This is a genomic window from Microbacterium sp. JAI119 (genome assembly GCF_013410135.1).
Classification (GTDB): domain Bacteria; phylum Actinomycetota; class Actinomycetes; order Actinomycetales; family Microbacteriaceae; genus Microbacterium; species Microbacterium oxydans.
The window spans coordinates 481,953-506,496 of record NZ_JACCCK010000001.1; the positions used below are offsets into that span (position 1 = coordinate 481,953).

The following is a 24,544-nucleotide window of genomic DNA, read 5'->3' on the forward strand; positions in this document are numbered from 1 at the left end:
TGCGGACTCAGGCGACGTAGATCTTGCGGAGGGTCTCGGTGACGGTCCAGGTCGTGCGCATTCCCTCGGCGAGCCGCACGACGGAGCCGGGTCCGACCTCCAGATCGGGCAGCCCGGACGAGGCGAACGCGATCGTGGCGTGACCGGACAGCACCACGAACACCTCATCGGCCTCGGTGTCGGTCGCGGTGCCAGGGGTCATCTCCCAGACGCCGATCTCGATGCCGCCCAGAGTCGCCAGCTCGCGGATCGCGGTCGTCGGCGTGCCGGAGAGCACGTCGTCGGAGGGCAGCGGCTCATGAGCGAGGGGCAGGGCCCCGACATCCACCGCACTCCCCGCGGCGAGACCGTTCACGAGTCGAAGCCCATGCCGACGGCGTCGAGCGCCTTGAGGAACAGGTTGCGCCTGCCCTGGTTGTGGTCGGCCTGGTTCATGGCGGCGCGCACGAGATTGACGCCGATCGACGCCGCGGGCTCCGGCGGGAACGGGATGGGCTTCTCACGTACCATCCGAAGCTCCGTGCGCTCCGTCTGCTCCCCGGACAGCTTGTCGAGCATGACGTCGGCGGCGAAACGCGCCGCGCCGACCCCCAGGCCCGTGAAGCCGGTCGCGTACGCCACGCGTCCCTTGCGGGCAGTGCCGAAGAACGCGCAGAAGCGGCTCGACGAGTCGATGGCTCCCGCCCAGCGGTGCGTGAATCGGAGACCCTCCAACTGCGGGAAGGTCGTGAAGAAGTGGGAGGCGAGCTTGCGGTGGCTCTCGATGCGGTCCTCGTACTCCGCACGCACCTTGCCGCCGAAGTGGTAAATGGCGTCGTAGCCGCCGAACAGGATGCGGTTGTCCCCGGTGAGCCGGTAGTAGTGGAACTGGTTGGCGCTGTCGGCCAGACCCTGACGATTCGACCATCCGATGGATGCCAGCTGCGCGGTCGAGAGCGGCTCGGTCATCAGCACGTAGTCGTACACCGGAACGGTCATCAGCCGGTTGCGCTTGAGGAGCGAGGGGAAGACGTTGGTGCCGAGGGCGACGGCGTCCGCGACCACACGGCCGTCCGGAGTGACCAGGGTGATCGGACCGGACCCGTCGCCCTCGATCGCGCGGACGATGCTGTGCTCGTGGATCTCGACGCCGAGGTCGGCGGCCACACGTGCCAGCTCGACGCCGAGCTTGGCGGGGTGCACCATGGCGCAGCCGTCGCGATCCCAGTCTCCGGCGAGGAAGGTCTCCGAGTGCACCTCGGCCTGCACGGCTTCGCGGTCGAGGAAGCCGGGCTCTTCGCGATACCAGTCCACCTGATGCGGCTCGACGGCGACCGCCAGCTGACCCGTGCGCTCGAACTCCGCATCCATGCCGTACCGCTCGACCGTCTCACCGATCCCATCGAGGTTCGCGTGGCCCAGCTCCTCGAGCCGGTCGATCTCCTCCGGCCATCGGTTGACGCCGTTCTCATGGCCGTGGGTGAGGCTCGACTCGCAGAATCCGCCGTTGCGCCCGGAGGCGGCCCAGGCGATGCGCGAGGCTTCGAGCAGGACGACACGACGTTCGGGGTCGCGTTCCTTGGCGCGCACCGCGGTCCACAGTCCGGCGTACCCTCCGCCGACGATGGCGAGGTCGGCGCGGACAGTGCCGTTCAACGGCGGGTGCGTCGGCCGCTCGACGTCGTCGAGCCAGAACACCCGCAGGGCGGTGTCCCGGAGCGAGGCGTCGATGACGCTCGCTGAAGGTCGTTGGCGTTCGAAGACGGTGGTGCCCATCGTTCTCTCCGTTCCTCGGAGGCTCGCGTCAGCGCGTGCCCCAGTTGTAGAGGTCCTTGTACAGGCCGGCGTAGAGCAGGCTCTCGGTGTGCGTGATGCCGGGGATCGTGCGGATGCGGGTGGCGATGAGTTCGATGAGGTGCTCGTCGTTCTCGCACACCGCCTCGACGAGGATGTCGAAGGTGCCGAGCGTCACGACCACGTAGGCCAGCTCAGGGATCGTTGTGAGCTCCTGCGCGATCTCGCGCGGGTTACCGGAGACTCGGATGCCGATCATCGACATGCGGTGGAAGCCGAGCTGCATCGGATCGGTGACCGCCACGATCTGGATGATGCCCGCCTCGGTCATCCGCTGCACGCGCTGACGAGCGGCGGCTTCGCTCAGCCCGACCTCCCGCGCGATCTCGGCGTAGGGGCGGCGGCCGTCCTCCTGCAGCAGTTCGACGATGCGCTTCGAGATGTCATCAAGGGCAGGCTGGGACGGCTTCGTGCTCATGTGTCGATATTGTCAGTCGATGTGTGATCCCGCAACTGATTCAGTCGAATCTACGGGAGGTATCTTCAGATTCCGCAGGGATGTCGATACCATGACCCCATGTCGACTCATCTTCTGAAGGATTCAGCGCCGTTGCAGAACTTCATCGGCGGACAGTACGTGCCCGCACACGGCGCCGGTCGGATGCCGCTTCTGGATCCTGTCACGGAAGACGCGTACGGCGAGCTCCCGGTGTCGGACGTCACCGACGTCGATGCCGCCTACGCAGCTGCGGCTGCGGCCTTCCCGATCTGGCGCGACACCACGCCAGGGGAGCGGCAGCTGGCGCTCTTCCGCATCGCCGACGAGATGGAGTCGCGCGCAGACGAGTTCGCCGACCTCGAGTCGCAGGACACCGGCAAGCCGCGCGCGAGCCTGGTCTCGGACGAGATCATGCAGTCGATCGACCAGCTGCGCTTCTTCGCGGGTGCCGCTCGCAGCCTCGAGGGCAGGGCCGCGGGGGAGTACCTCGCCGGACACACCTCGTTCGTGCGTCGCGAGCCGGTCGGTGTGATCGGCCAGGTGACCCCGTGGAACTACCCGCTGAACATGGCGGTGTGGAAGATCGCGCCCGCGCTCGCCGCCGGCAACACGGTCGTGCTGAAGCCCGCCGAGTCGACACCGCTCACGACGCTGCTTCTCGCCGAGATCGTCGCGCTGCACACGCCGGTGGGCACCCTCAACGTGGTGCTCGGCGACCGCGACACCGGTGTCGCCCTGGTGGAGCACCCCACGCCGCAGATGGTCGCGATCACGGGTTCGGTGCGGGCGGGCATGGCCGTCGCACGCTCGGCGGCGAACGACGTCAAGCGGGTGCATCTCGAACTCGGCGGCAAGGCTCCGGCGATCGTGTTCGCCGACGCCTCGATCGAGAAGGCCGTCGAGGGCATCACCACCGGCGCCTTCTTCAACGGCGGACAGGACTGCACCGCCGCCACCAGGGTGCTGGTGCACGCCTCACTCCACGATGAACTGGTCGCCGCGCTGGTCGCGAGGGCGCAGACGCACGCCCGCACCGGGGGGCCGCGCGAGGAGGGTGTGCTCTACGGGCCGCTGAGCAGCGCGGCCCAGCTCGCACAGGTGCAGGGCTTCATCGACCGCCTCCCCGCGCACGCGACGATCGAGACCGGTGGACGCCGCCGGGGAGATCGCGGCTACTTCTGGGAGCCCACCATCATCTCCGGTGTGCATCAGGACGACGAGGTCGTGCAGGGTGAGATCTTCGGACCCGTTCTCACGGTGCAGTCGTTCACCGAGGACGCCGAGGCCCTGGGGATGGCCAACGACGTGCCCTATGCGCTCGCCGCCTCGGTGTGGACCACCGATCATGCTCGAGCGATGCGCTTCTCGCGCGACCTCGACTTCGGGTGCGTATGGATCAACACGCACATCCCGTTCGTGTCGGACATGCCCCACGGCGGATTCAAGCACTCCGGCTACGGCAAGGACCTCTCGCAGTACGGCTTCGACGACTACACGCGCATCAAGCACGTGATGAGTGCGCTCGACTGAAGGGGCCGGCGAGGGGCCCCGGGCGCTCAGGGGGCGAGCTGCTTCACACGACGGTGCTCGCGCAGGGTGAGCTGGGGGCGCTCCTCGATCTTGACCGCGCCGTCCTCGTCCCAGCCGTGGCGTGCGTAGAACGCATCCGCGCGATCGTTCCCATCGAGCACCCACAGGTACGCGCGTGCGTACCCGGCCTCGGCGATCCGCTGCTCCGCCGCCTCGAGCAGGGCGTGGCCCGCACCCGTCGACCAGGCGGCGGGGTCTGCGTAGATGCCGTAGACCTCGCCGTCGGCGAGCCCGTCGGGGTCGCGGCCGGAGCCCAGCGATGCCCAGCCGACCAGGCGGTCGCCCCGCACGGCGACGAGGGTGCCGAGGCCCGTGGGCAGCGGCTCCGCGATGATGCGCCGCCAACCCTCGGCTCGCTCCTCGACGGACAGTCCGTCGAGGACGGACTGATCGATGAGTCCACGGTAGGCCGCCTGCCAGGAGCGGACGTGCACGCCGGCGATGCTGTCGGCATCTTCGGCGCGGGCGTCGCGGATCACCAGCGGAGTCATCCATCCAGCCTAGGGGGATCGCCGTGGCCGGAGGGGGGTGGACGCTGCGGGTCAGCTCACGTTCTTCTTGAGCCAGGGCAGGGGATCCACGGCGACGGTGTTGATGTGGACCTCGAAGTGCAGGCACGACCCGAAGACGTAGCCGGTCGATCCGACGTCTCCGATGTACTGGCCTTCGTCGACGCAGTCGCCGACCTCGACAGCCCGGCTTCCGTAGGTCATATGCGAGTAGACGGTGCTCACGGCCTGTCCGTCGACGATGCTCTCGATCTGGATCGTCACGCCGTAGCCCTGGTAGCTCTCCGTCGATCGGGAGACGCAGCCCTTCATGGCGGCGTTGATCGGAGTGCCGACCGGCGCGGCGAAGTCCTGTCCGAGGTGCGATCGACCCGGTCGTGAGGCGCCGAACCCGTCGGTGAAGGAGTATGTTCCGTCGGCCATCGGCATCACGATGCGTCCGGCGAGGGGGATGTCCAGCGCGCTTCCCAGCGGCATGCCTGCGGCGATCGCGGCGGCCGCGGCACGGGAGCGCGTCTCCTTGATCTCCTCGGGCGTCGTCGCCGAGAAGTTGCCGCGCGGGGCGATCTCCGCCCGGATCTCGTTCTTCGATGTGTAGGACTGGGACATTCCGTCGGCAAGAGTCGAGACGGGGGCGCTGGCAGCAGCCGCGGGGCCGCTGGTGGGGTTCAATGCAGGAAGCGCGGCTCCGGTGATCAGGACCCCGATCGCCAGGGTGGCGCCGAGTGCCTTGGACTTCGCCCACGTGCGCTTCTCGCGGCGGACCCGGGTCTGAGGAGTCGACGCCGCGCGAGGAGCCATGTGTCGGGGGCGCAGGCGAGGATCCCAGGAACGGGGGGCCTGTGCTTCCTGGGGCTGGGGGTCCGTGGTCTGGGGCTGTGTTGCCTGGGACTGCGTTGTCTGGGGTGCCGCGGTCTGGGGTGCCGCGGTCTGGGGTGCCGTCGTCTGGGGCTGTGTTGCGCGCGGTGCCGTCGCTGGAGTCGGCTTCGTCTGGGGCCGTGCCTGAGTCTGCGTCGCCTGCGAGTGGAGGGCTGTCTCGTCCTGGGTCGGGTCCGCGGCTGCGGTCGCTGTGTGAGCTGCCGCGGCTCTGCGGCGTGCGCGCGAGGACCTGAGTGACGGGGCGACAGGCGCGGCGTCTGCGTCGAGCGCGAGGTCGGCTGCGGGTGCGGGGCGGGCTTCGGGTGCGAGGCCTGCTTCGGGTGCGGGGCGGGCTTCGGGCACGAGGGCTTCGGCGGACGAAGAGGTCGCGTCGGCGAGGGGGAGCGTGTCGGCGGCGTTCGACGGAAGGGAGGAGTGCGCGTCTGCGGTCGCCTGGCGTCGACGATGACGACGGAGAAGCGGTCGAGTCGGATCGGGGACTTCTGTCGGAGCTTCCGAGGCTTCGTGAGCGCGCTCGGGGGGCAGGGAATTCGTGACGGGATCCTTCCGGGAGGCAGATGTACGCGGCGGTCGATCCCCCCGGATGCCACCGTTACCGATCTGTAATTTAATTCGTGAACTCGCGAGCGTCAAATCGAGATCGGACGCGTCGGCATCGATGTGGCCTTCGCCGCGCTCTGTCCTCCGTCGATATCCGCGGAGAGCGTGACGCCAGCGGTGTGTCGATTCTGCATCCCGTGCGGAGTGCTCGGGGTGCCCTGGCTTCTCGGTGCGCGGCAGCTGTGGAGTACTCGCTTTCCGCCGGCTTGGTGGAGTGTTGGAGGCCTCTATCTGTGTTCTGGAATATTGCTCTGAACTGGGCTTATCCCGGGATGAATGTCGGTGGCCCCGAGTTGACTTCGGGTATGAACACTCCTGTGGATGCGCTCAGCCAGGTCGTCGCCGACCTGGATGCGGTGCTGCGTTCCGAGGCGGTGGTGGGTTTGAGCGACGAATCGAAGATGGAGCTGCTGCGAATGGCGGGTGAAGCGCAGCGGCGCGTGGAGGCCGTGGTGGTGGGGGTCGTCGCATCGGTGGAGTCACGCCCGGCGGGTTCGGGCGACCTCGCGTTCTGCGGCCTCTTCGGGTGCCGAACCGTCGGCGAGCTTCTGCAGCGGGTGCTGCGGGTGGATGCGACGGGTGCCACCCGGGTCGTGAAGGCCGCGAGGGCGGTGCGGCGGGAGGTCGATCTGACGTCGGGCGGCTGGTTGCCGGCACGGTGGCCGGCATTGCGCGCGTCCCTCCTCGACGGGACGGTGGGGGTCGACGGGGTTCTCGCGGCGATCGGTCCGATCGAACGGGCCGGCGCCAGGGTGGGGACGGCGGACAGGTTGCGGGCCGATGCGGAGTTGGCGGCGTATGCGCGCGGGCTTCCGGTCGCCGAGCAGCGCGCGGATGACCACGGCGGTGCGGAGTCGGGGGTCGACGACGACACCGCTCCTCCGGCGACTCCGGAAGACCTGCGGGTGCTGGCGCAGGTGATGGTGCAGTATCTCGATCCGGATGGTGCCGAGCCTGCGGACGAGATCGCCATGCGGGCGCGGGGGATCGTCCTCGGTCGGGCCAAGGACGGGGTGATCCCGATCCGGGGTGGGCTGCTCCCCAAGGTCGCAGGACAGCTGCGACGCCTCTTCGACGCGTACCTGAACCCGAAGGTCGACGGCCCGCCGCAACCTGGTGTCGCTTTCCGGCCCTCCGACACGGCGCGCACCTCTTCGCCGGAGGTCGAGGGGGCGGATCATGGCTTCCTGCCATCCGAGGACCCGGTGCGGACGATCGACCCCCGGACGCGCGCGCAGAAGCAGCACGACACGCTCGCCGCCGTGCTCTCCATCGCTGCACGTCACGATGACACGCCCCGCCTGGGAGGTGCCGCACCGACGCTGGTCGTCACCGTCACCGCCGAGGACTACGCCACCGGTTCCGGATGGGCTCGCATCGAAGGGATCGACACCCCCGTGTCCACCGGAGTCGCCGCGCACACCGCGTGCGGGGGCGGCGTGCAGCGGGTCCTGTTCGACCCGGCTGGGCGCATCATCGGAATCCACACCTCCGACCGCATCTTCAATGCCCATCAACGCCGGGCGATCACTCTCCGCGACCGTGAATGCCTCATCCCCGGCTGCCATGTGCCCGCGGCCTGGTGCGAGATCCATCACGTGGACGAGCACGCCCGCGGTGGAGCGACTCATACCGACAACGGCGTCGCGCTGTGCTGGCACCACCACCGAACCCTCCCCACCAGTGGATGGGAGATCCGGATGCGACATGGCGCACCCTCCGTCCGCGGCCCTGCCTGGTGGGATCCGAGCCGGCGATGGCGAACACCACGACCGACCAGCGCTGCTCGTTCCCGACCGACGGTTCGACGCGAGGAGCTGCTGCGGACATGAAACCCGGTGGCAGCGGAACCTTTGGTGATGGTGGCAGCGGAACCTTTGGTGATGGTGTCAGTGGAGGTGGAGGTGGAGGTGGAGGTGGAGGTGGAGGTGGCAGTGGAGGTGGAGGTGGAGGTGAAGGAGGAGATGTGCCTGTGCCTGTGCCTGTGCCTGTGCCGGCGCCGGTGCCGGGTTCTGCGCGCATGCGGTCCGACGGAACCGGTCCGGGGTGTCGACTGGTGCGACACGATGTGGCATGCTTGCGGGCACTGCGCCCGGCACAGCCAGTGGTGCACGACGCGACGAAGAGAGGCGACCCCGCAACCCCTATGTCCAGACCACTCGCGGGACCGCAGGGCCTGCTCCGCACGCTCAACGGCCGCGCGATCCTCGAAGCTCTCGCGCGCAGCGGTCCGCAGACCCGTTCGGACCTGATGTCGACCACCGGACTCTCACGGACGGCGGTGACCCAGGTGCTGCGGATGCTCGAGAATGCCGGTGCCGTCGCCCCCGCGGGCATCGACCGTGACACGAGGGGTCCTGCTGCAGGACGCGTCGCCCTGCACCCCCGGCTCGGTTTCGCCGCGGCGGTGCACGTCGATCATCACGCCGCCCACGTCGTGCTGGTCGACGCGACCGGCACTGTGCAGGCGGAGGAACACGGGCCCTTCGCCGAAACGGATGACCGCGTGGCCCACATCGTCGGGCTCGTGGAACGCTGCCGGCGCTCGGTGAATGCGGCGAAAGCGGCCGTGCACCTGGCGGTGGTCGGAGTCCCCGGCATCGTCACGGCGGACGGAGGCATCCGAGACGACTTCGGCCCCGACGGCGGCCTCTTCCGCTCGGCTCTTTCCACGGCCCTGGACTGCCCCGTCCGCGTCGAGAACGACGTCAACCTCGCAGCCCTCGCCGAGCTCACGGGCGGTGAAGGCGGCACGCTCGCGAGCTTCGCGCTGCTGCTGCTCGACGACGGGCTCGGTGCAGGCATCGTCATCGACGGGGAACTCCACCGCGGGTTCTCCGGCGTCGCAGGCGAAGTCATGTACTTGCCGCAGACGCCCATCCCGATCGGTGCGCCCCTCGCCGGCGACGCGGTGGTCGGAGACCTGGCTCTCGGCGTCGGACGAGACCCCGATGCGTCGCTCGACGACCATCTGGAAGCAGCCGAGCGCGGAGACGAGGCGGCTGTCCAGATCGTGTCAGAGCTCGCCCGCCGCATCGTCCTCGTCGCGGGCACCGTGGGGCTGGTGCTCGACCCCGAGGCGTTCATCCTCAGCGGCAAGGCCGCACACCCGGCCCTCGTCGCCGCGATCGAGCGCATCGCCGCCGAGTACGAGGCGCAGCTTCCGCTCCGGTTCCTGGTCTCGTCGTTCGGCACCGAGGCTCCGCTCATCGGTGCGGTCGACCAAGCCGCGGCAGCGCTCCGCAGCGACCTCTTCAGCCGCATCCTCACGCCCGCACCCAAGGGTGGCCGCTGAACGACCACCCTGACTCGACCGCCGAAGCCCACTCACCGGCACCACGCCACGCCTCCGAGCAACGCCGCTCGACCACCGACAGGATCATCCGATGACCGCACCCTCCGAACTCGCCGACCGCCTCGGACTCGCGCCCGGCACGCGGGCCATCATCCTCAATGCGGATGACTTCGGCATGTGCCATGCCGCGAACACCGCCATCGTCGACCTGCTCACGTCCTCGCGCATCGACTCGAGCACCGTGATGGTCCCGTGCTCCTGGTCGCCCGAAGCGCTCGCCTTCGCCGCCTCCCGTCCGGATCTCGACGTCGGTGTGCATCTCGTGCTCACGAGCGAATGGGCGCGCTACCGGTGGCGTCCGCTCACCGGCTCGGACACGAGCCTCGTCGACGCTGCGGGATTTTTCCCGACCGATGTGCTCTCCGTCGAGCAGAACGCCTCAGACGAGGATGTCGCCGCCGAACTCTCCGCCCAACTGCAGACCGCGCTCGATGCCGGCGTGGATGTGACGCACCTCGACAACCACATGGGGTCGGTCTACGGGCTCGTGACGGGACGGGACTTCCTGCAGCCGGTCTTCGAACTCGCCGCACGGCACGGCCTGCCCTTCCGGCTGCCCCGCAGCATGGACGGCGTGGGCGAGAACCCCGCCCTGCAGGCTCAGCTCGATCGCGCCGCAGCGGCCGCCGACGCGTCCGGCGTCGAGATCATCGATCGCCTCTGGTCGCATCCGTTCGAACTCCTGCGCGAAGGCGCACCCGACGAGGAGACGTATGAGGAGGTGCGAGCCGGTTTCATCGCGCTGCTGCGGGCGGTGCCGGCCGGAGTCACCGAGATCTACCTGCATCCGATGGTCGACGACGACGAGCTCCGCGCGGCCGTCGACTTCAGCGCGAGGAAGCGCGGCTATGAGCTGCGTCTGCTGAGCGACCCGGTCGTGCTGCAGGCCATCGAGGATGAGGCGCTCGTGCGCATCGGCTGGCGCGACCTGCGAGACCTGCAGAGGGGCAGCGCCCGGTGACCTCTCTGCGCGAACGCGTACGCGACCGACGACTGGATGCGGCGCCCACCAGAGTGCAGACGATCGCCTTCGGCGCATCCGGCTTCCCGACGCAACTGATGGCGCAGACCTTCTCGGCCTTCGTCGTCTACTTCTACGTCTCGCACCTCGCGGTCCCGGCGACGGGCGTGGCGATCGCCATGATCGCCCACGGGGTGCTGAACGCCGTGCTGAACCCCGTCGTCGGCACGATCTCCGACCGGCTGCGCACGCCCTGGGGTCGGCGCATCCCGTGGATCGGCCTGGGCATCGCGCCACTCGTCGTCGCCTTCGCGCTGGTCTGGATGCCGCCGGAGCTCCCGGTCACCGGCCTCATCGTCTGGTTCCTCGTCGTCGTGGCCGTCTACGACGTGGCCTTCGTGGTGGTGGTGCTGAACATCTCGGCGCTGTTCCCTGAGATCTTCCGCACCACCGAGGAGCGGGCCCGCGGCAACGTGCCGCGACAGATCTTCGCGATCCTCGGCATGGTGCTCGGCACGGCCGGCGCTCCCGCCCTGTACGGCGCCATCGGCTGGCCGGGAATGGCCATGGTGCTCGGGGCCGTCTGTCTCGTGCTGCTCGTGTGGTCGTTCCTCGGAGGCATGATCGAGCGCCGGACGCCGCAGACATCAGCGGAGTCGTCATCGCCCGACAACCCGGGGGAGGCCATGCGCTGGCGTGATCAGCTGACCTATACCTTCCGCAACCGTGCGTTCGTCCCGTACGTCCTCGGCTCGCTGTTCGTGCAGACGTCGATCGCCGTGATCCTCGCCGCCGTCCCCTTCTACGTACGCTACTCGCTGCACGCGCCGGAGGGAGAGGGCAGTCTGCTGCTCGGGGCGATCTTCGTGACCGCGATCCCCTCGATCGTGTTGTGGAGCGCGGTCGTCCGCCGCACCTCGCCGCGCACGGCCATGCTGTGGAGCGTCGCGGTGTTCGGGACGGCCGTTCTCGGCTATCTCGCCCCCTCGACCGTGCTCGGCGCTGCGCTGGTCGGCGTGGCCGTCGGTGTGGGTGTCGGGGGTCTGCTGCAGCTGCTCGAGGTCATGCTCGCGCAGATCATCGACGATGACGCGACCCGCACCGGGCACCGTCGAGAAGGCGCCTACTTCGGGGTGAACGGATTCGTGGTCCGTGGCTCGGTCGTGCTGCAGGCGATCGTCGCCGCAGTGGTGCTGAACGCTGCCGGGTTCGATGCCACTCTCGGCGACGCACAGCCGGACAGTGTCGACGGAGGCATCCGGCTGATGCTCGCGGTGATCCCGCTCGGGTTCACGGCCGTCGCCTGGCTGTGCTTCTGGGCGTACCCGATCCGCACTCGCGACGTCTGACCGTCAGGGGCGAGCTGCCTGTCGGGCCTCCCAGCCCGTGCGCACCATCTCGTCCACCGAGTACCGCATGGTCCAGTCGAGGTCGCGTGCGGCGAGCTCGCCCGTCGCCACGATGCGGTCGGGGTCTCCGGGGCGCCGGGGGCCGACTTCGGGGGTGAAGTCGATTCCGGTCACGCGGGCGACGGCATCCATGATCTGCTTCACGCTGAGGCCGTCGCCGGAGCCGAGGTTGTATGCCGCTTCGAGGGGCTGGCCGGACGTGAGGCGCTGGGCCGCCGCGACGTGGGCGGCCGCGATGTCGCCGACGTGCACGTAGTCGCGTACGTTCGTCCCGTCTTCCGTGTCGTAGTCGTCGCCGTTGATGCGCGGGGTCTTCCCCGCGATCAGCGCCTCGAACACGATGGGGAACAGGTTGTGCGGGCTGACGTCGTAGACCGTCGGATCGGCGGATCCCACCACGTTGAAGTACCGCAGCGAGGTGTGCCGCAGCGGGCGCTCCGAGTCCGCCGTCGCGATCGCCTGGTCGCGCAGCAGCCACTCGCCGATGAGCTTGGATTCCCCGTAGGGGCTGGCAGGCTTCTTGGCGGTGTCCTCGACGACGAGGGCGACGTCTGGGGTGCCGTACACCGCGGCGGACGAGGAGAAGACGATGTTCGCGACACCGGCGGACTCCATGGCCTCGAGGATCACGCGTGTGCCGTCGACGTTCTGCGCATAGGTGTGCAGGGGGCGCTGCACCGAGACGCCGGCGTACTTGAAGCCGGCGACGTGGATCACCCCTTCGGCGTCATGCTCGCGCAGCGTGCTCTCGACGAGCGCGCGGTCGAGGATGCTGCCCTGCACGAACTCCACGCCTTCGGGCACGAAAGACGGGACACCGCTGGAGAGGTCGTCGAGCACGACAGGCGTGAGCCCCGCGTTCGCAAGCGCACGCACGACGTGGGAGCCGATGTAGCCGGCCCCGCCGGTCACGATCCAGGACATTGCTTCCTCTCCTGCCGCGGATTCGTCGCGGCCCGATGGATCATTCTGTCATGCGTCGCGCCGAGGACCGGCTGAGGGGAGGACCGCGAACAGCAGGGGTTCCACGAACCCGTGCGCCGCGAAGGAATCCCTCACGGCCTCCGAAACCGAGGCGACGTCGGACGCTTCGACCAGAGCGATCGCCGCACCGCCGAAACCGCCGCCCGTCATCCGCGCCCCCAGGGCGCCGGCGGCCAGGGCGGTGTCGACGGCCGTGTCGAGCTCGGGGGTCGAGATCTCGAAGTCGTCCCGCATCGATGCGTGCGAGGCGACCAGGAAGTCGCCGATCGCTCGCACGCCCCGCTCGCGCAGCACCCGCACCGTGTCGAGCACCCGCTGGTTCTCGGTCACGATGTGGCGCACGCGGCGGAAGGTCACGTCGTCCATCAGACCCTGCGCCCGCGGCAGGTCGTCCACCGTGACGTCGCGCAGTGCCGGCACACCCAGGAGCGAGGCGCCGAGCTCGCAGGAAGCGCGCCTCTCGCGATAGCCGCCGGTGGAGTGGGCGTGCTTCACGCGCGTGTCGATCACGAGCATCGCGAGGCCCGTCTCGGCGACGGCGAGTGGGACGAGTTCGGCGTCCAACGAGCGGCAGTCGAGGAAGATCGCGGTGTCGGGCTGACCGAGCATCGACGCCATCTGGTCCATGATGCCGGTCGGCGCGCCCACCGCTTCGTTCTCGGCACGGCGCCCGATGCGGGCGAGGTGCGTGCCGTCGAAGCCGGTGTTCCACAGGTCGTTCAGCGCGGAAGCCGTCGCGCCCTCGATCGCGGCGGACGAGGAGAGTCCCGCCCCGACGGGCACGTCGGACGCGATGGTGAGGTCGAATCCTCCGAAGGGCCCGCTCTCCGTCGCGGCCTGTCGCATCGCCCAGGCGACTCCGAGGGGGTACGCGGCCCATTCGGGGACGGCAGGGTGGGCGCCCGCGGGGGTGGGGAAGAGCCGATCCAGATCGTCCAGGTCGACCTCGACCGGCTCCTCGGCGAAGGTGGAGGCGACTCGGACCCGGTCGTCGTCGCGCAGGCCGACGGCGGCCACCGTGCGCTGCGGGATGGCGAACGGCAGCACGAACCCGTCGTTGTAGTCGGTGTGCTCGCCGATGAGGTTCACGCGTCCGGGTGCCGACCAGAATCCGTCCGGCTCGCGGCCGGTGAGGCGCGCGAACAGGGATCCGGCGTCATCGTGTGCGGCGTCGTCGTGTGCGGCGTCGTCGTGTGCGGCGGTCATGCGGAGGCTCCCGGATCGGTCTGGTCGTCTGCTGTGCGCTCGATGGCCTCGCGGAGTCGCGCGGCTCCGACCTCCGGCGGCACCTCTGCCGCCCACGCCCACATCGCGGCCTCCGAGCCGGCGAGGAACTTCAGCTTGTCGGCGGCACGGCGCGGGCTCGTCAGCTGCAGGTGCAGGCGCACGGTGTCGCGGCCCACGTGCACCGGTGCCTGATGCCAGGCGGCGATGTACGGGGTGGGGGAGTCGTAGAGGGCGTCGACGCCGCGCAGCAGACGCAGGTACAGGGGTGCGAGTTCGTCCCGCTCGGCCGCCGAGGTCTCGGCGAAATCCGCCACGTGACGGTGCGGCATCAGGTGCACCTCGAGCGGCCAGCGCGCGGCGAACGGCACGAACGCCGTCCAGTGCTCGCCCCGGAACACGACGCGCTCGGACGCCTGCTCGGAATCCAGGATGCGCTGGAAGAGGTCGGGCGCCGTGCGGTCGATCGACTCCAGCACGCGAGCGGTGCGCGGGGTCACGTACGGGTAGGCGTAGATCTGGCCGTGCGGGTGGGGCAGCGTCACGCCGATCGCCTCGCCGCGGTTCTCGAACGGGAAGATCTGCTCGATGCCGGGCAGCCGGGAGAGCGCGGCCGTGCGGTCGGCCCACGCCTCGATCACGGTGCGCGCGCGGGTGACCGACTGCGTGCCGAAGGAGCCTGCGTGCTCGGGGCTGAAGCAGACGACCTCGCAGCGTCCGACCGAGGTGCGCGTGCGACCGAGGCCCAGGGTGACGAGGTCGTCGAGACCGCGGGGAGCATTCGCAGCCTGCGGTGCGGTGCCCACCGCCTCGGTGAGAGCAGGACCGAATGCGGGGGAGCGGTTCTCGAACACCGCGACGTCGTAGCGGGACGGCACCTCCGACGGATTGCTCGGCGTCTGCGGGGCCAGGGGGTCGGCATCCGAACCCGGCATCATCACGCGGTTCTGCCGGTTCGCGGCCACCGTGATCCAGTCGCCGGTGAGCACGTCGAGGCGCATGGTCGCGGTGTCGGGTCGAGGGTCGAGGGTGCGGGCATCCACGGAGCGCTCCGGTCCGAGTGTCGTCCCCGGGTCGTCGTAGTAGATCAGATCGCGGCCGTCGGCGAGGGTGGTGGCGCGTTTGACGACGCCGGCGCCGAGGGTCTCGGTGCGCGTCTCCGGAAGCTCGGGCGTGTTCACGTAAACATGGTAGGCGCAGCCCCGTGATAACGTCAACACGAGCGAGTCGCGCATCCACCGTGCGCGGGACGGAGGCGGCGGGTGCGAGCACGCGGGAGTGGCGGAGAAGTCGTCGACGTGCCCGGTTCCGACCGCGGGCGTTCGTCCTCCCGCCGGGTGTCGATGGCCATGGTCGCCGAGCGCGCCGGCGTCTCGGGTCAGACGGTCTCCCGTGTCGTCAACGGCAGCCCCCGCGTGGACCCCGATACCAGAGCGCGTGTCGAGACCGCGATGGCCGAGCTCGGATACCGCCCGCACCGCGCGGCCCGCGCCCTGCGCACCGGGCGTTCGCAGACCATCGGACTCGTCGTCACCACGCTCTCGACGGTCGGCAACTCCCGCATGCTCCAGGCGACGGCGGAGGCGGCGGCGGAGCGCGGATACGCCCTCACGCTGGTGACCGCCGCCCGGGGCATCGGTGAGGCGTTCGACCGGCTCGCCGAGCAAGAGGTGGACGGCGCGATCGTCCTGAACGAGGCGTCGGCCCTGGTCTCCGACACCGAGCGCCCGAGCGGGCTCAGGCTCGTGGTCGTCGACGCCCCGACCGAGGCCGGCTTCGCCTCGGTGCACAGCGATCATGCCGGTGGCGCAGCGGCGGCCACGGAACGGCTCCTGGAGCTCGGGCACTCCACGGTCCATCACCTCGCCGGTCCCGCCGACTCCTTCGCCGCCATGGAGCGGGAACGGGGCTGGCGCGAGACCCTCGCCGCTGCCGTCATCGATGCTCCGCCCGTCGTCCGGGGTGACTGGAGCGCCGATTCGGGCCACCGGGCGGCAGCTGCACTGACGGCGGCCACCGCGGTCTTCTCCGCCAACGACCAGATGGCGCTGGGCTTGCTGCGCGCGCTCTCCGACGCGGGGCGCCGGGTGCCGGAGGATGTCAGCGTGATCGGCTTCGACGACGTGCCGGATGCGGCGAACTACCGCCCTCCACTGACCACCATCCGGCAGGACTTCACGGCCCTCGCCCAGTGCGCGGTCTCGTCGTTGATCGACGCCATCGAAGGGGTGTCGAAGGCTCGCGCCGCCTCGGTCGTCGGAACCGAGCTCGTCGAGCGCGCCAGCACGACATCGCGCTGACCGTCACACCCTCCTGATGCGCCTGTTGCAGTTCGCCTCGATGTCGTGCCATGATGCCGGAAAGCGTTTTCCCATCTGGTGGCCGACCAGCAGGTCCGACCACCGGGGAAGCGCACCGACGGCCTCCTGCGACAGAAACGGAACACCATGGCACAGGCGAACACCCGCGAGATCGGGATCATCATGAACGGCGTCTCCGGGCGCATGGGCTACCGGCAGCATCTGGTGCGCTCGATCCTCGCGATCCGCGAGGAGGGCGGCATCGAACTCGCCGACGGCTCCCGCATCACGGTGAAGCCGATCCTGGTCGGACGCAACGAGGCCAAGCTGGCCGAGCTGGCGGCGAAGCACGGCATCGACGACTACACGACCGATCTCGACGCGGCGCTCGCCGACCCGCAGTGGGAGATCTACGCCGACTTCCTCGTGACCAAGGCCCGCGCCTCCGCGATCCGCAAGGCCATCGCCGCAGGGAAGGCGATCTACACGGAGAAGCCCACTGCGGAGTCGCTCGAGGAGGCACTCGAGCTCGCGCGCCTGGCGGACGAGGCGGGCGTCAAGACCGGCGTCGTGCACGACAAGCTGTATCTCCCCGGTCTGCAGAAGCTCAAGCGCCTGATCGACTCCGGATTCTTCGGCCGCATCCTCTCCGTCCGCGGCGAGTTCGGGTACTGGGTGTTCGAGGGCGACTGGCAGCCCGCGCAGCGTCCGAGCTGGAACTACCGCACCGAGGACGGCGGCGGCATCATCACCGACATGTTCCCGCACTGGAACTACGTGCTGGAGAACCTGTTCGGCGAGGTCAAGAGCGTGTACGCGCAGGCCGCCGTGCACATCGCCGACCGCTGGGACGAGAAGGGCGAGCACTACACCGCCACTGCGGAGGACGCTGCGTACGGGATCTTCGAGATCGAGGGCGGCGTGATCGCCGAGATCAACTCCTCCTGGACCGTGCGCGTGAACCGCGACGAGCTCGTCGAGTTCCAGGTCGACGGCACCCACGGATCCGCCGTGGTCGGACTGTTCGGCGCGAAGATCCAGCCGCGCAACGCCACCCCGAAGCCCGTGTGGAACCCCGACCTCGAGGACACGCGCGACTACGACGCCGACTGGCAGGACGTGCCGACCAACGACGTCTTCCTCAACGGTTTCCGCCAGCAGTGGCAGGAGTATCTGGTCTCCTACGTCGAGGGCACCGAATACCCGTTCGACCTGCTCGCCGGTGCACGGGGTGTGCAGTTCGCCGAGGCGGGACTGACCTCCAGCGCCGAGGGTCGCAAGATCGCCCTGTCGCCGCTGACCCTGGGCTGAGGCGCGCATGAGCACTCTGCGCCTCCTCCGCCCCAGCGGTGAGACGTTCGCCGCCGCCCTCAACGACTCGGGCGCATACGCCCGCCCGACGACGCCGCTGCAGAGTCGAGTCGCCTACGCCGCTGCACACGTCGTGCCGAAGGTGCATGCCGACAACACCCCGGGACAGCCCGCCGACATCGACTGGGATTCCACCCTCGCCTTCCGCCGCAACGTGTACTCCTGGGGTCTCGGCGTCGCCGACGCGATGGACACGGCGCAGCGGAACATGGGTCTCGATGCCGTAGCCACCCGTGAGCTGATCGCCCGCAGCGCTCAGGTCGCGCGCGAGGAGGGCGGTTCGGTCGTCGTCGGCGTCAACACCGACCACATCGCCGAGACGCACATCCCCCTCGAACAGGTGATCACGGCCTACACCGAGCAGCTGCACTTCACCGAGGAGCAGGGCGCCGGACCCGTGCTGATGGCCTCGCGCCACCTCGCCCGTGTCGCCGCCGACGCCGCCGATTACCGTCGCGTGTATCGGGAGGTGCTCTCGCGCGCGACGACCCCCGTGGTGCTGCACTGGCTGGGTACGGCTTTCGACCCCGAGCTCGCCGGCTACTTCGGTGCGGAGGATTGGCAGACGGCGTCCGAGGTGCTGCTGCAGATCATCGCCGAGAGCCCTGGCAAGGTCGCGGGTGTCAAGATGAGCCTGCTGAACGCCGACTCCGAGATCGCGGTGCGCTCGCGCCTCCCCGAGGAGGTCAGGATGTTCACCGGCGATGACTTCAACTACGTGGACCTGATCGACGGCGCTGCGGACCGTGCCCACTCCGACGCGCTGCTGGGAGCCTTCGCCGCGATCACCCCTGTCGCGTCCGCGGCGATCCAGGCGTTGGATGCGGGTGACGCTGCGGAGTACCGGCGGGTCCTCGGTCCGACCGAGGCACTGAGCAGGCAGGTGTTCGCGGCACCCACCTTCTACTACAAGACGGGTGTGGCGTTCCTCTCCTGGTTGAACGGGCACCAGCCCGCGTTCCAGATGGTCGGCGGGCTGCATTCCGCGCGCAGCCTGCCGCATCTGAGCCGCATCGTCGAGCTCGCGAACGACTCGCTCGCGCTCGAACAGCCCGACCTCGCCCGCGAGCGATGGCACAGCATGTTGCGTGTGAACGGAGTGGACGCATGACCCGCGAAGCGCAGACTCCGGATCCGCGACTGTCGATCAATCAGGCGACCATCAAGCACGCCGACCTCGCGACGGCGCTGCGGGTCACGGCCGCCGCCGGCGTACGGTCGATCGGACTCTGGCGTGAGCCCGTGAACGACGTCGGGCTCGACGTCGCGGCGCGGATGCTCCGAGACTCGGGGCTCCGGTTCTCGACGCACTGCCGAGGCGGATTCTTCACGCTGCCGGACGGGCCGGAGAGGCGCGCGGCGCTCGACGACAACCGCCGTGCGATCGAGGAGACGGCGACGCTCGCGGCCGCGGGAGCCGCGGGATCCACCGCCGTGCTGGTGCTCGTCGCCGGGGGGCTGCCCGCGGGATCGCGCGACCTGATCGGAGCGCGCGAGCGCGTGCGCGATGCCATCGGCGTGCTGGCCCCCGAGGCGAAGGCGGCGGGTGTGACGCTCGCGATCGAGCCGCTGCACCCGATGTACGCCTCCGATCGCGCCGTCGTCTCGACGCTCGGTCAGGCGCTCGACATCGCGGGCGACTTCGAGCCCGATGTGGTGGGCGCGGCCGTCGACACGTTCCACATCTGGTGGGATCCGCAGGTGCTCGAGCAGATCGCGCGCGCCGGCCGGGAGGGACGCATCGCCACGTACCAGGTGTGCGACTGGAAGACGCCCCTCGCGGACGATGTGCTGCTCTCACGGCACTACACCGGCGACGGGGTGATCGACTTCGCCTCGCTCACGCGCGCCGTGATCGCGAGCGGATACGACCGTGACATCGAGGTCGAGATCTTCAACGCCGACATCTGGGCGGACGCTCCGGATCACGTCGTACGGCGGACTGCCGAGACGTTCGCCGAAGCCGTCTCCCCGTACCTGAGGTGAGGATGTCCGGTCGCCGGCGCCGCGTCGTCCCTCGCGGTGATGCTGAGGCGGGACCGTGGCAAGTAGGATCTGGGTCATGACCAAGCCCGCAACGTCCGCGGAGCGGCCAGCGCGGTCTCCGCGTCATGTGCGAGGGCCCGCCCCCACCCTGCACGACGTCGCACGCGAGGCGGGGGTCTCGCTCGCGACCGCATCGCGCGTGCTGAACGGCTCCGAGCGGAAGGTCGCCGAGTCGTTCCGGGAACGGGTGGAGTCCGCGGCCGGGAAGCTGGGGTACACCGCCAACGTCTCGGCCCAGTCGATCGCGAAGGGCACGTCGCCGGTCATCGCCCTGCTCGTCGCCGACATCGCCGACCCCTATTTCGGACAGATCGCGTCAGGCGTCGCCAGGGGAGCGGACGAGGAGGGGCTGGTCGTGACGATCGCGATCACCGAGAGGGACCAGGCGCGGGAGGCGCGGATCGTGCGCGCCCTGCGCGGGCAGCGGCCCCGAGGCCTGATCCTGGCCGCCTCTCGCACACAGGAGGCCACAGAGGCCGAGACCGCGCACGAGCTCGCGGAGTTCGTGAGGCAGGGCGGCCGCGTCGTGGCGTTCGGACCAGACGGCGAGGGAGAGCGTCACATCGAGATCGACAACCGCTCCGGTGCGGAGGCGTTGGGTCGTCTGATGGCAGAGCGCGGATACCGCCGTGCCATCGTTCTCGGCGCGGCGGACGGGGTGCGCACATCGGATGATCGTCTCGTCGGCTTCCGCGCGGGTTTCGAGCAGGCGGGTGGCGTCGTCGAGAGCGTGCATCGTGGCGACTTCCGCCGGGAGTCCGGGGCTGCCGGGATGAGGGCGGCCCTCGACCGCGGAGTGGAGGCCGGCACCCTCGTGTTCGCGATCAGCGACGTGGTGGCGCTCGGGGCGATGTCCGCGATCCGTGACGCGGGGCGCGAGATCGGCACCGACATCGCGGTCTGCGGTTTCGACGATGTCCCCGCGAGCAGCGATGTCTCCCCGGCACTGACGACGGTGCGCGTGCCGTTGAGCGACGTCGGGTACCAGGCCTTCCGCGCGACGGTCGACGTCGAGTGGGTGCAGGCCCCGTTGCCGCTCGAGGTCATCGTGCGTGCCAGCACTCCGATGGTCGGCTCGTGACCAGGGTCGTGCTGGCCCCCGACAGCTTCAAGGGCACGGTCGCCGCGGTGGAGGCGGCCGTCGCGCTCGCGGAGGGCTGGGCATCGGTCGAACCCGAGGCTGAGTTCGTGCATCGACCGATGGCAGACGGTGGTGAGGGGACCGTTGCGGCTTTCGAAGCGGCGGTGCCAGGCGCGGTGCGGATGCCCCTCGCGGTCGACGGGCCTGCCGGGGTGCGGGTCGACACCTTCTGGCTGCTGCTGCCGCCGACGGTCGACGCCCCCGACGGCACAGGTGTGATCGACCTCGCCTCGACCTCGGGCATCGAGCTGCTGCAGGAGCTGCGTCCCTGGGATGCGGATACGACCGGCCTCGGCCAGGCCCTGGCCGCAGCCATCGATCATGGTGTCTCACGCCTCGTCGTCGGCATCGGCTCCAGCGCGTCCACCGATGGAGGCACCGGGATGCTCTCGGCCCTCGGCGCGCGGTTCCTCGATGCCACCGGCGTTCCGGTCGCTCGCGGCGCGCGTGGCCTCGCAGACATCGCGTCCGTCGATCTCACCGGGCTGCGCGCGGCACCCGACGTGCGGGTGCTCACCGACGTCACGAATCCGCTCACCGGCCCGCGCGGTGCGGCCGCGGTGTTCGGCCCCCAGAAGGGGCTGCGATCGGTCGACGACATCGCCATCGTCGACGACGGCCTCGACCGGCTCGCCGAACTGCTCGCCATCGATCCCGCAGGGCCAGGCTACGGCGCGGCCGGCGGAACCGGAGCAGCCCTCGTCGCGTGGGGTGGCGAGCTCGCTCCCGGTGCCGCGGAGGTCGCCGAGCTCATCGGTCTCGCCGATGCGCTCTCCGATGCCGACGCGATCATCACGGGGGAGGGGTCGTACGACGGCCAGTCCGGAGACGGCAAGGTGCCGTCATTCCTCGCGAATCTCGCGGCCGAGGCCGGAGCCGTGGCGATGCTGGCGGCAGGGCGGTTCACCGCAGACGCCGACACCTCGTCGTTCGCCGACGTCGCGTCTCTCACCGCGCTGGCCGGTTCGTCGGAGGCGGCGCTGGCCGAACCCGTCCGCTGGTTGCGCGCCGCCGGCGCCGTTCTGGCTCGCACCGCCGCAGCTCGCACCGCCGCAGCTCGCACCGCCTCAGCTCGCACCGCATCTGCCGGCGAACCGTCCTGACCGCCGGCGCGAGACCGACGGTCCGCAGCCGTCAGTCGCCGAGCGCGGCGGAGACCACGGCGCGTGCTTCGGCCTGCACCTCGGCGAGGTGCTCAGGACCGCGCAGGCTCTCCGCATAGAGCTTGTAGACGTCTTCGGTGCCCGAAGGGCGAGCGGCGAACCAGGCGTGCTCGGTCTGCACCTTGAGGCCGCCGATCGCCGCACCGTTGCCAGGGGCGTGCGACAGCTTCGCCGTGATGTCCTCGCCGGCGAGCGCGGTCGCCGTCACCGCCTCGGGAGCGAGCTTGCCGAGGGTCGCCTTCTGCTCCGGGGTCGCCGGAGCGTCGACGCGCTGATACGCCGATGCGCCGAAGGCGGTCTCCAGCTCGTGGTACCGCTCCGAGGGGGTCTTCCCGGTGACGGCGATGATCTCGGCGGCCAGCAGGCACAGCAGGATGCCGTCCTTGTCCGTGGACCAGACCGAGCCGTCCTTGCGGAGGAACGAGGCACCGGCCGACTCCTCCCCGCCGAACGCGACCGAGCCGTCGAGCAGCCCGGGGACGAACCACTTGAATCCGACCGGAACCTCCAGCAGGCGCCGTCCGAGCGACTCGGCGACGCGGTCGATGATCATGGACGAGACCAGCGTCTTGCCGATCGCGGCGTCGCGGGGCCACCCCTCACGGTGCGAGAACAGGTAGTCGATGGCGACCGCGAGGTAGTGGTTCGGGTTCATCAGTCCGGCGTCCGGGGTCACGATCCCGTGCCGGTCGGCGTCGGCGTCGTTCCCGGTGAGGACGTCGTAGGAGCCCTTCTTCGCGACCAGGGATGCCATCGCCGAAGGAGACGACGGATCCATCCGGATCTTCTCGTCCCAGTCGAGCGTCATGAAGCGCCATGTCGGGTCGACCTCGGGGTTCACGACGGTGAGGTCGAGGTCGTGCATCTCGGCGATCAGCGACCAGTACTCGACGGAGGCTCCGCCCAGCGGGTCGGCGCCGATGCTGACGCCGGCGCTGCGGATCGCATCGATGTCGATGATCGACGGCAGATCGCGCACGTAGGCGTCACGGAAGTCGTAGCCGGTGAGGGAATCCCAGTCGATGTCGGCGAAGCGCTCCAGCTTCACGCCCTCGAGCCCCGCGGCGATCAGGGTGTTCGCCCGGTCGGCGATCCAGCTTGTCGCGTCGGTGTCGGCGGGCCCGCCGTGCGGAGGGTTGTACTTGAAGCCGCCGTCGCGCGGAGGGTTGTGCGAGGGGGTGACGACGATGCCGTCGGCGCGACCGGGGTCGTCTGCCGCCTTGCCGCGGTTGTAGGTGAGGATCGCGTGGCTGAGGGCCGGAGTCGGCACCCACGAGTCGCGGGAGTCGACGCGCACGTCGATGCCGTTCGCGAGCAGCACCTCGATCGCGCTGCGCTCGGCGGGGAGCGACAGCGCGTGCGTGTCGCGTCCGAGGAACAGCGGACCGGTGATCCCCTGCGCGTCGCGGTAGTCGACGATCGCCTGCGTCGTGGCGAGGATGTGGTTCTCGTTGAAGCTGTTCGACAGCGACGATCCGCGATGGCCGCTGGTGCCGAACACGACGCGCTCTGCGGCCACCTCCGGGTTTGGCGTGCGGTCGTAGTAGGCGGCGATCAGTTCGTCGACGTCGATCAGGTCACTTTCCTCCGCGGGGAGGCCGGCACGGCTCGTCATCCTCTCAGTCTGCCCCCTGTTCGGCGTGATCGCATCCGGAAGAGGCCCTCTTCCTCTCCCGCCTCGCCGTTCTCGTCGCGATATGACAGCCAGAACCGCCGACGAAGGTGGAACATTGCGACGGGAGGGGAAGTCACGCGGGGGAGCGGCGCCGTCACCGAGGGATAAGGTGAAACCCGTGACTGAACGCCGCACCTACAGCTATCTCGGCCCCGCCGGCACCTTCACGGAGGCGGCGCTCGATCAGGTGGCCGAGGCCCGCGGGCAGGACTGGCGCCCCGTGCACAACGTGGGCGAGGCTCTCGCCGACGTGCTCGAGGGGCGCAGCGACGCCGCGATGATCGCGATCGAGAACTCGATCGAGGGCGGGGTGTCCACCACGCAGGACGCTCTGGCGACCCTCCCCGGTCTGCGCATCATCGGCGAGTACCTGGTGCGGGTGAACTTCGTGCTGGTCGCCCCGCGCGGCACGACGCTCGACCAGGTCGAGGTCATCGCGGCGCATCCCGTCGCCTACGCGCAGTGCCACGGCTGGCTCGGCGCGCACCTGCCGTCGCACTCGCACGTGCCGGCCTCGAGCAACGTCGCCTCCGCGATCGGCGTCCTCGACGGAACGCTGCCCGCTCAGGCCGCCATCGCGGCTCCCGGCATCGTGAACCACTACGACGTCGATGTGCTGGCGGAAGGCATCGGCGACAACGCGCAGGCGGTGACCCGTTTCGTGCTGGTCACCCGCACCACCCGTTCACCGGAACCGACCGGTGCAGATAAGACGTCCCTGATCGTCGAGCTTCCGCACGACCACCCCGGATCGCTCCTGGAGATGCTCGAGCAGTTCTCCACCCGCGGCATCAACCTGTCGCTCATCGAGTCTCGGCCCATCGGCGATGAGCTGGGTCGCTACCGGTTCGTGATCGACGCCGACGGCCACATCGAGCACGAGCGCATGGCCGATGCGCTGCTCGGCATCCGCCGGTTCAGTCCCCGCGTCGTGTTCCTCGGGTCGTACCCGCGGGCGGACCGTCAGATCGTGCAGTACCCTGACCGCTACTCGGACGACGTGTTCGTCGAGGCGCGCGATTGGCTCCGCGGTATCCTCTCCGGCGAACCGGAGTCCTGACTCTC

Annotated in this window: 21 protein-coding genes; 12 read left to right on the top strand and 9 right to left on the bottom strand. The window is 69.8% G+C overall.

Going from position 1 to position 24,544, the window contains the following annotated elements; genetic code table 11:
- Nucleotides 1-7 precede the first annotated feature (7 nt).
- From HDC31_RS02245 to HDC31_RS02255, 3 genes are read right to left on the bottom strand one after another with little or no spacing between them, the layout of a single operon-like run.
- Nucleotides 8-355 carry a cupin domain-containing protein gene (locus HDC31_RS02245; RefSeq protein WP_058632923.1) on the bottom strand — a complete coding sequence of 116 codons (348 nt, stop codon included), beginning with the start codon at nt 353-355 and terminating at the stop codon, nt 8-10.
- Nucleotides 352-1,755 carry an FAD-binding oxidoreductase gene (locus HDC31_RS02250; protein WP_113681565.1) on the bottom strand — a complete coding sequence of 468 codons (1,404 nt, stop codon included), beginning with the start codon at nt 1,753-1,755 and terminating at the stop codon, nt 352-354. Before HDC31_RS02250 ends, HDC31_RS02245 begins: the two co-directional genes overlap by 4 nt.
- Before the next feature lie 28 nt (nt 1,756-1,783).
- Nucleotides 1,784-2,251, bottom strand: a complete 468-nt coding sequence (locus HDC31_RS02255; protein ID WP_046747577.1) for an Lrp/AsnC family transcriptional regulator — start codon at nt 2,249-2,251, stop codon at nt 1,784-1,786.
- Between the two features lie 99 nt (nt 2,252-2,350).
- Between HDC31_RS02255 and HDC31_RS02260 the strand changes: the two genes are divergently transcribed.
- Complete coding sequence (locus HDC31_RS02260) at nt 2,351-3,802, top strand: gamma-aminobutyraldehyde dehydrogenase (protein WP_058632921.1); 1,452 nt, start codon at nt 2,351-2,353, stop codon at nt 3,800-3,802.
- Between the two features lie 26 nt (nt 3,803-3,828).
- On the opposite strand, the gene HDC31_RS02265 is transcribed toward HDC31_RS02260, so the two are convergent.
- Nucleotides 3,829-4,353: a GNAT family N-acetyltransferase gene (locus HDC31_RS02265; protein WP_058632920.1), complete on the bottom strand. Its 525-nt coding sequence runs from the start codon at nt 4,351-4,353 to the stop codon at nt 3,829-3,831.
- A 51-nt stretch (nt 4,354-4,404) separates the two neighbouring features.
- Nucleotides 4,405-5,172: a M23 family metallopeptidase gene (locus HDC31_RS02270; RefSeq protein ID WP_046747580.1), complete on the bottom strand. Its 768-nt coding sequence runs from the start codon at nt 5,170-5,172 to the stop codon at nt 4,405-4,407.
- A 983-nt stretch (nt 5,173-6,155) separates the two neighbouring features.
- On the opposite strand from HDC31_RS02270, the gene HDC31_RS02275 reads away from it, so the two are divergent.
- The 4 genes from HDC31_RS02275 (at nt 6,156) to HDC31_RS02290 (ending at nt 11,515) form a co-directional block, all read left to right on the top strand.
- Nucleotides 6,156-7,682 (top strand): HNH endonuclease signature motif containing protein, encoded by a 1,527-nt coding sequence (locus tag HDC31_RS02275; protein ID WP_179515781.1) that lies wholly within the window; start codon nt 6,156-6,158, stop codon nt 7,680-7,682.
- Nucleotides 7,683-7,996: 314 nt separating this feature from the next.
- A complete protein-coding gene (locus HDC31_RS02280) occupies nt 7,997-9,145 on the top strand; it encodes an ROK family transcriptional regulator (RefSeq protein ID WP_061015520.1) in 1,149 nt (382 codons plus the stop codon).
- Between the two features lie 91 nt (nt 9,146-9,236).
- Nucleotides 9,237-10,166 carry a polysaccharide deacetylase family protein gene (locus tag HDC31_RS02285; RefSeq protein WP_058632961.1) on the top strand — a complete coding sequence of 310 codons (930 nt, stop codon included), beginning with the start codon at nt 9,237-9,239 and terminating at the stop codon, nt 10,164-10,166.
- Nucleotides 10,163-11,515 (top strand): MFS transporter, encoded by a 1,353-nt coding sequence (locus HDC31_RS02290; RefSeq protein ID WP_113680805.1) that lies wholly within the window; start codon nt 10,163-10,165, stop codon nt 11,513-11,515. The genes HDC31_RS02285 and HDC31_RS02290 overlap by 4 nt, the downstream gene beginning before the upstream one ends.
- Nucleotides 11,516-11,518: 3 nt before the next feature.
- Here HDC31_RS02290 and galE read toward each other — a convergent pair whose 3' ends face one another.
- From galE to galT, 3 genes are read right to left on the bottom strand one after another with little or no spacing between them, the layout of a single operon-like run.
- The gene (gene galE / locus HDC31_RS02295; RefSeq protein WP_113680804.1) at nt 11,519-12,499 is read right to left on the bottom strand and encodes a UDP-glucose 4-epimerase GalE; all 981 of its coding nucleotides are present in this window, start codon (nt 12,497-12,499) and stop codon (nt 11,519-11,521) included.
- 48 nt (nt 12,500-12,547) lie between these two features.
- Nucleotides 12,548-13,765, bottom strand: coding sequence for a galactokinase (gene galK, locus HDC31_RS02300; RefSeq protein WP_179515782.1), 1,218 nt, complete (start codon nt 13,763-13,765; stop codon nt 12,548-12,550).
- On the bottom strand, nt 13,762-14,964 hold the full coding sequence (gene galT, locus HDC31_RS02305; RefSeq protein ID WP_113680803.1) for a galactose-1-phosphate uridylyltransferase: 1,203 nt from the start codon (nt 14,962-14,964) through the stop codon (nt 13,762-13,764). Before galT ends, galK begins: the two co-directional genes overlap by 4 nt.
- A 162-nt stretch (nt 14,965-15,126) precedes the next feature.
- On the opposite strand from galT, the gene HDC31_RS02310 reads away from it, so the two are divergent.
- The 6 genes from HDC31_RS02310 (at nt 15,127) to HDC31_RS02335 (ending at nt 21,744) form a co-directional block, all read left to right on the top strand.
- Nucleotides 15,127-16,083, top strand: a complete 957-nt coding sequence (locus HDC31_RS02310; protein WP_113680806.1) for a LacI family DNA-binding transcriptional regulator — start codon at nt 15,127-15,129, stop codon at nt 16,081-16,083.
- A gap of 147 nt (nt 16,084-16,230) precedes the next feature.
- Nucleotides 16,231-17,394 carry a Gfo/Idh/MocA family protein gene (locus HDC31_RS02315; RefSeq protein ID WP_046747686.1) on the top strand — a complete coding sequence of 388 codons (1,164 nt, stop codon included), beginning with the start codon at nt 16,231-16,233 and terminating at the stop codon, nt 17,392-17,394.
- Between the two features lie 7 nt (nt 17,395-17,401).
- Entirely contained in the window at nt 17,402-18,565 is a 1,164-nt protein-coding gene (locus HDC31_RS02320) for a dihydrodipicolinate synthase family protein (RefSeq protein ID WP_113680802.1), read from the top strand.
- Nucleotides 18,562-19,440, top strand: a complete 879-nt coding sequence (locus HDC31_RS02325; protein ID WP_179515783.1) for a sugar phosphate isomerase/epimerase — start codon at nt 18,562-18,564, stop codon at nt 19,438-19,440. Before HDC31_RS02320 ends, HDC31_RS02325 begins: the two co-directional genes overlap by 4 nt.
- 76 nt (nt 19,441-19,516) lie before the next feature.
- Complete coding sequence (locus HDC31_RS02330) at nt 19,517-20,581, top strand: LacI family DNA-binding transcriptional regulator (RefSeq protein WP_058632968.1); 1,065 nt, start codon at nt 19,517-19,519, stop codon at nt 20,579-20,581.
- Nucleotides 20,578-21,744, top strand: coding sequence for a glycerate kinase (locus tag HDC31_RS02335; RefSeq protein WP_179515784.1), 1,167 nt, complete (start codon nt 20,578-20,580; stop codon nt 21,742-21,744). Before HDC31_RS02330 ends, HDC31_RS02335 begins: the two co-directional genes overlap by 4 nt.
- A gap of 31 nt (nt 21,745-21,775) precedes the next feature.
- On the opposite strand, the gene pgm is transcribed toward HDC31_RS02335, so the two are convergent.
- Complete coding sequence (pgm, locus tag HDC31_RS02340) at nt 21,776-23,419, bottom strand: phosphoglucomutase (alpha-D-glucose-1,6-bisphosphate-dependent) (protein ID WP_141368496.1); 1,644 nt, start codon at nt 23,417-23,419, stop codon at nt 21,776-21,778.
- Between the two features lie 169 nt (nt 23,420-23,588).
- Here pgm and pheA point away from each other — a divergent pair, with 169 nt between their 5' ends.
- Entirely contained in the window at nt 23,589-24,539 is a 951-nt protein-coding gene (gene pheA, locus HDC31_RS02345) for a prephenate dehydratase (protein WP_045264466.1), read from the top strand.
- Nucleotides 24,540-24,544: the final 5 nt, after the last annotated feature.

What these genes read in the sequence shown, in the direction of transcription:
- HDC31_RS02250 (WP_113681565.1), bottom strand. Translation starts at nt 1,755, where the DNA reads ATGGGCACCACCGTCTTCGAACGCCAACGACCTTCAGCGAGCGTCATC.
- HDC31_RS02255 (WP_046747577.1), bottom strand. Translation starts at nt 2,251, where the DNA reads ATGAGCACGAAGCCGTCCCAGCCTGCCCTTGATGACATCTCGAAGCGC.
- HDC31_RS02260 (WP_058632921.1), top strand. Translation starts at nt 2,351, where the DNA reads ATGTCGACTCATCTTCTGAAGGATTCAGCGCCGTTGCAGAACTTCATC.
- HDC31_RS02265 (WP_058632920.1), bottom strand. Translation starts at nt 4,353, where the DNA reads ATGACTCCGCTGGTGATCCGCGACGCCCGCGCCGAAGATGCCGACAGC.
- HDC31_RS02270 (WP_046747580.1), bottom strand. Translation starts at nt 5,172, where the DNA reads ATGGCTCCTCGCGCGGCGTCGACTCCTCAGACCCGGGTCCGCCGCGAG.
- HDC31_RS02275 (WP_179515781.1), top strand. Translation starts at nt 6,156, where the DNA reads ATGAACACTCCTGTGGATGCGCTCAGCCAGGTCGTCGCCGACCTGGAT.
- HDC31_RS02280 (WP_061015520.1), top strand. Translation starts at nt 7,997, where the DNA reads ATGTCCAGACCACTCGCGGGACCGCAGGGCCTGCTCCGCACGCTCAAC.
- HDC31_RS02285 (WP_058632961.1), top strand. Translation starts at nt 9,237, where the DNA reads ATGACCGCACCCTCCGAACTCGCCGACCGCCTCGGACTCGCGCCCGGC.
- galE (WP_113680804.1), bottom strand. Translation starts at nt 12,499, where the DNA reads ATGTCCTGGATCGTGACCGGCGGGGCCGGCTACATCGGCTCCCACGTC.
- galK (WP_179515782.1), bottom strand. Translation starts at nt 13,765, where the DNA reads ATGACCGCCGCACACGACGACGCCGCACACGACGACGCCGCACACGAT.
- HDC31_RS02310 (WP_113680806.1), top strand. Translation starts at nt 15,127, where the DNA reads ATGGCCATGGTCGCCGAGCGCGCCGGCGTCTCGGGTCAGACGGTCTCC.
- HDC31_RS02315 (WP_046747686.1), top strand. Translation starts at nt 16,231, where the DNA reads ATGGCACAGGCGAACACCCGCGAGATCGGGATCATCATGAACGGCGTC.
- HDC31_RS02320 (WP_113680802.1), top strand. Translation starts at nt 17,402, where the DNA reads ATGAGCACTCTGCGCCTCCTCCGCCCCAGCGGTGAGACGTTCGCCGCC.
- HDC31_RS02325 (WP_179515783.1), top strand. Translation starts at nt 18,562, where the DNA reads ATGACCCGCGAAGCGCAGACTCCGGATCCGCGACTGTCGATCAATCAG.
- HDC31_RS02330 (WP_058632968.1), top strand. Translation starts at nt 19,517, where the DNA reads ATGACCAAGCCCGCAACGTCCGCGGAGCGGCCAGCGCGGTCTCCGCGT.
- pgm (WP_141368496.1), bottom strand. Translation starts at nt 23,419, where the DNA reads ATGACGAGCCGTGCCGGCCTCCCCGCGGAGGAAAGTGACCTGATCGAC.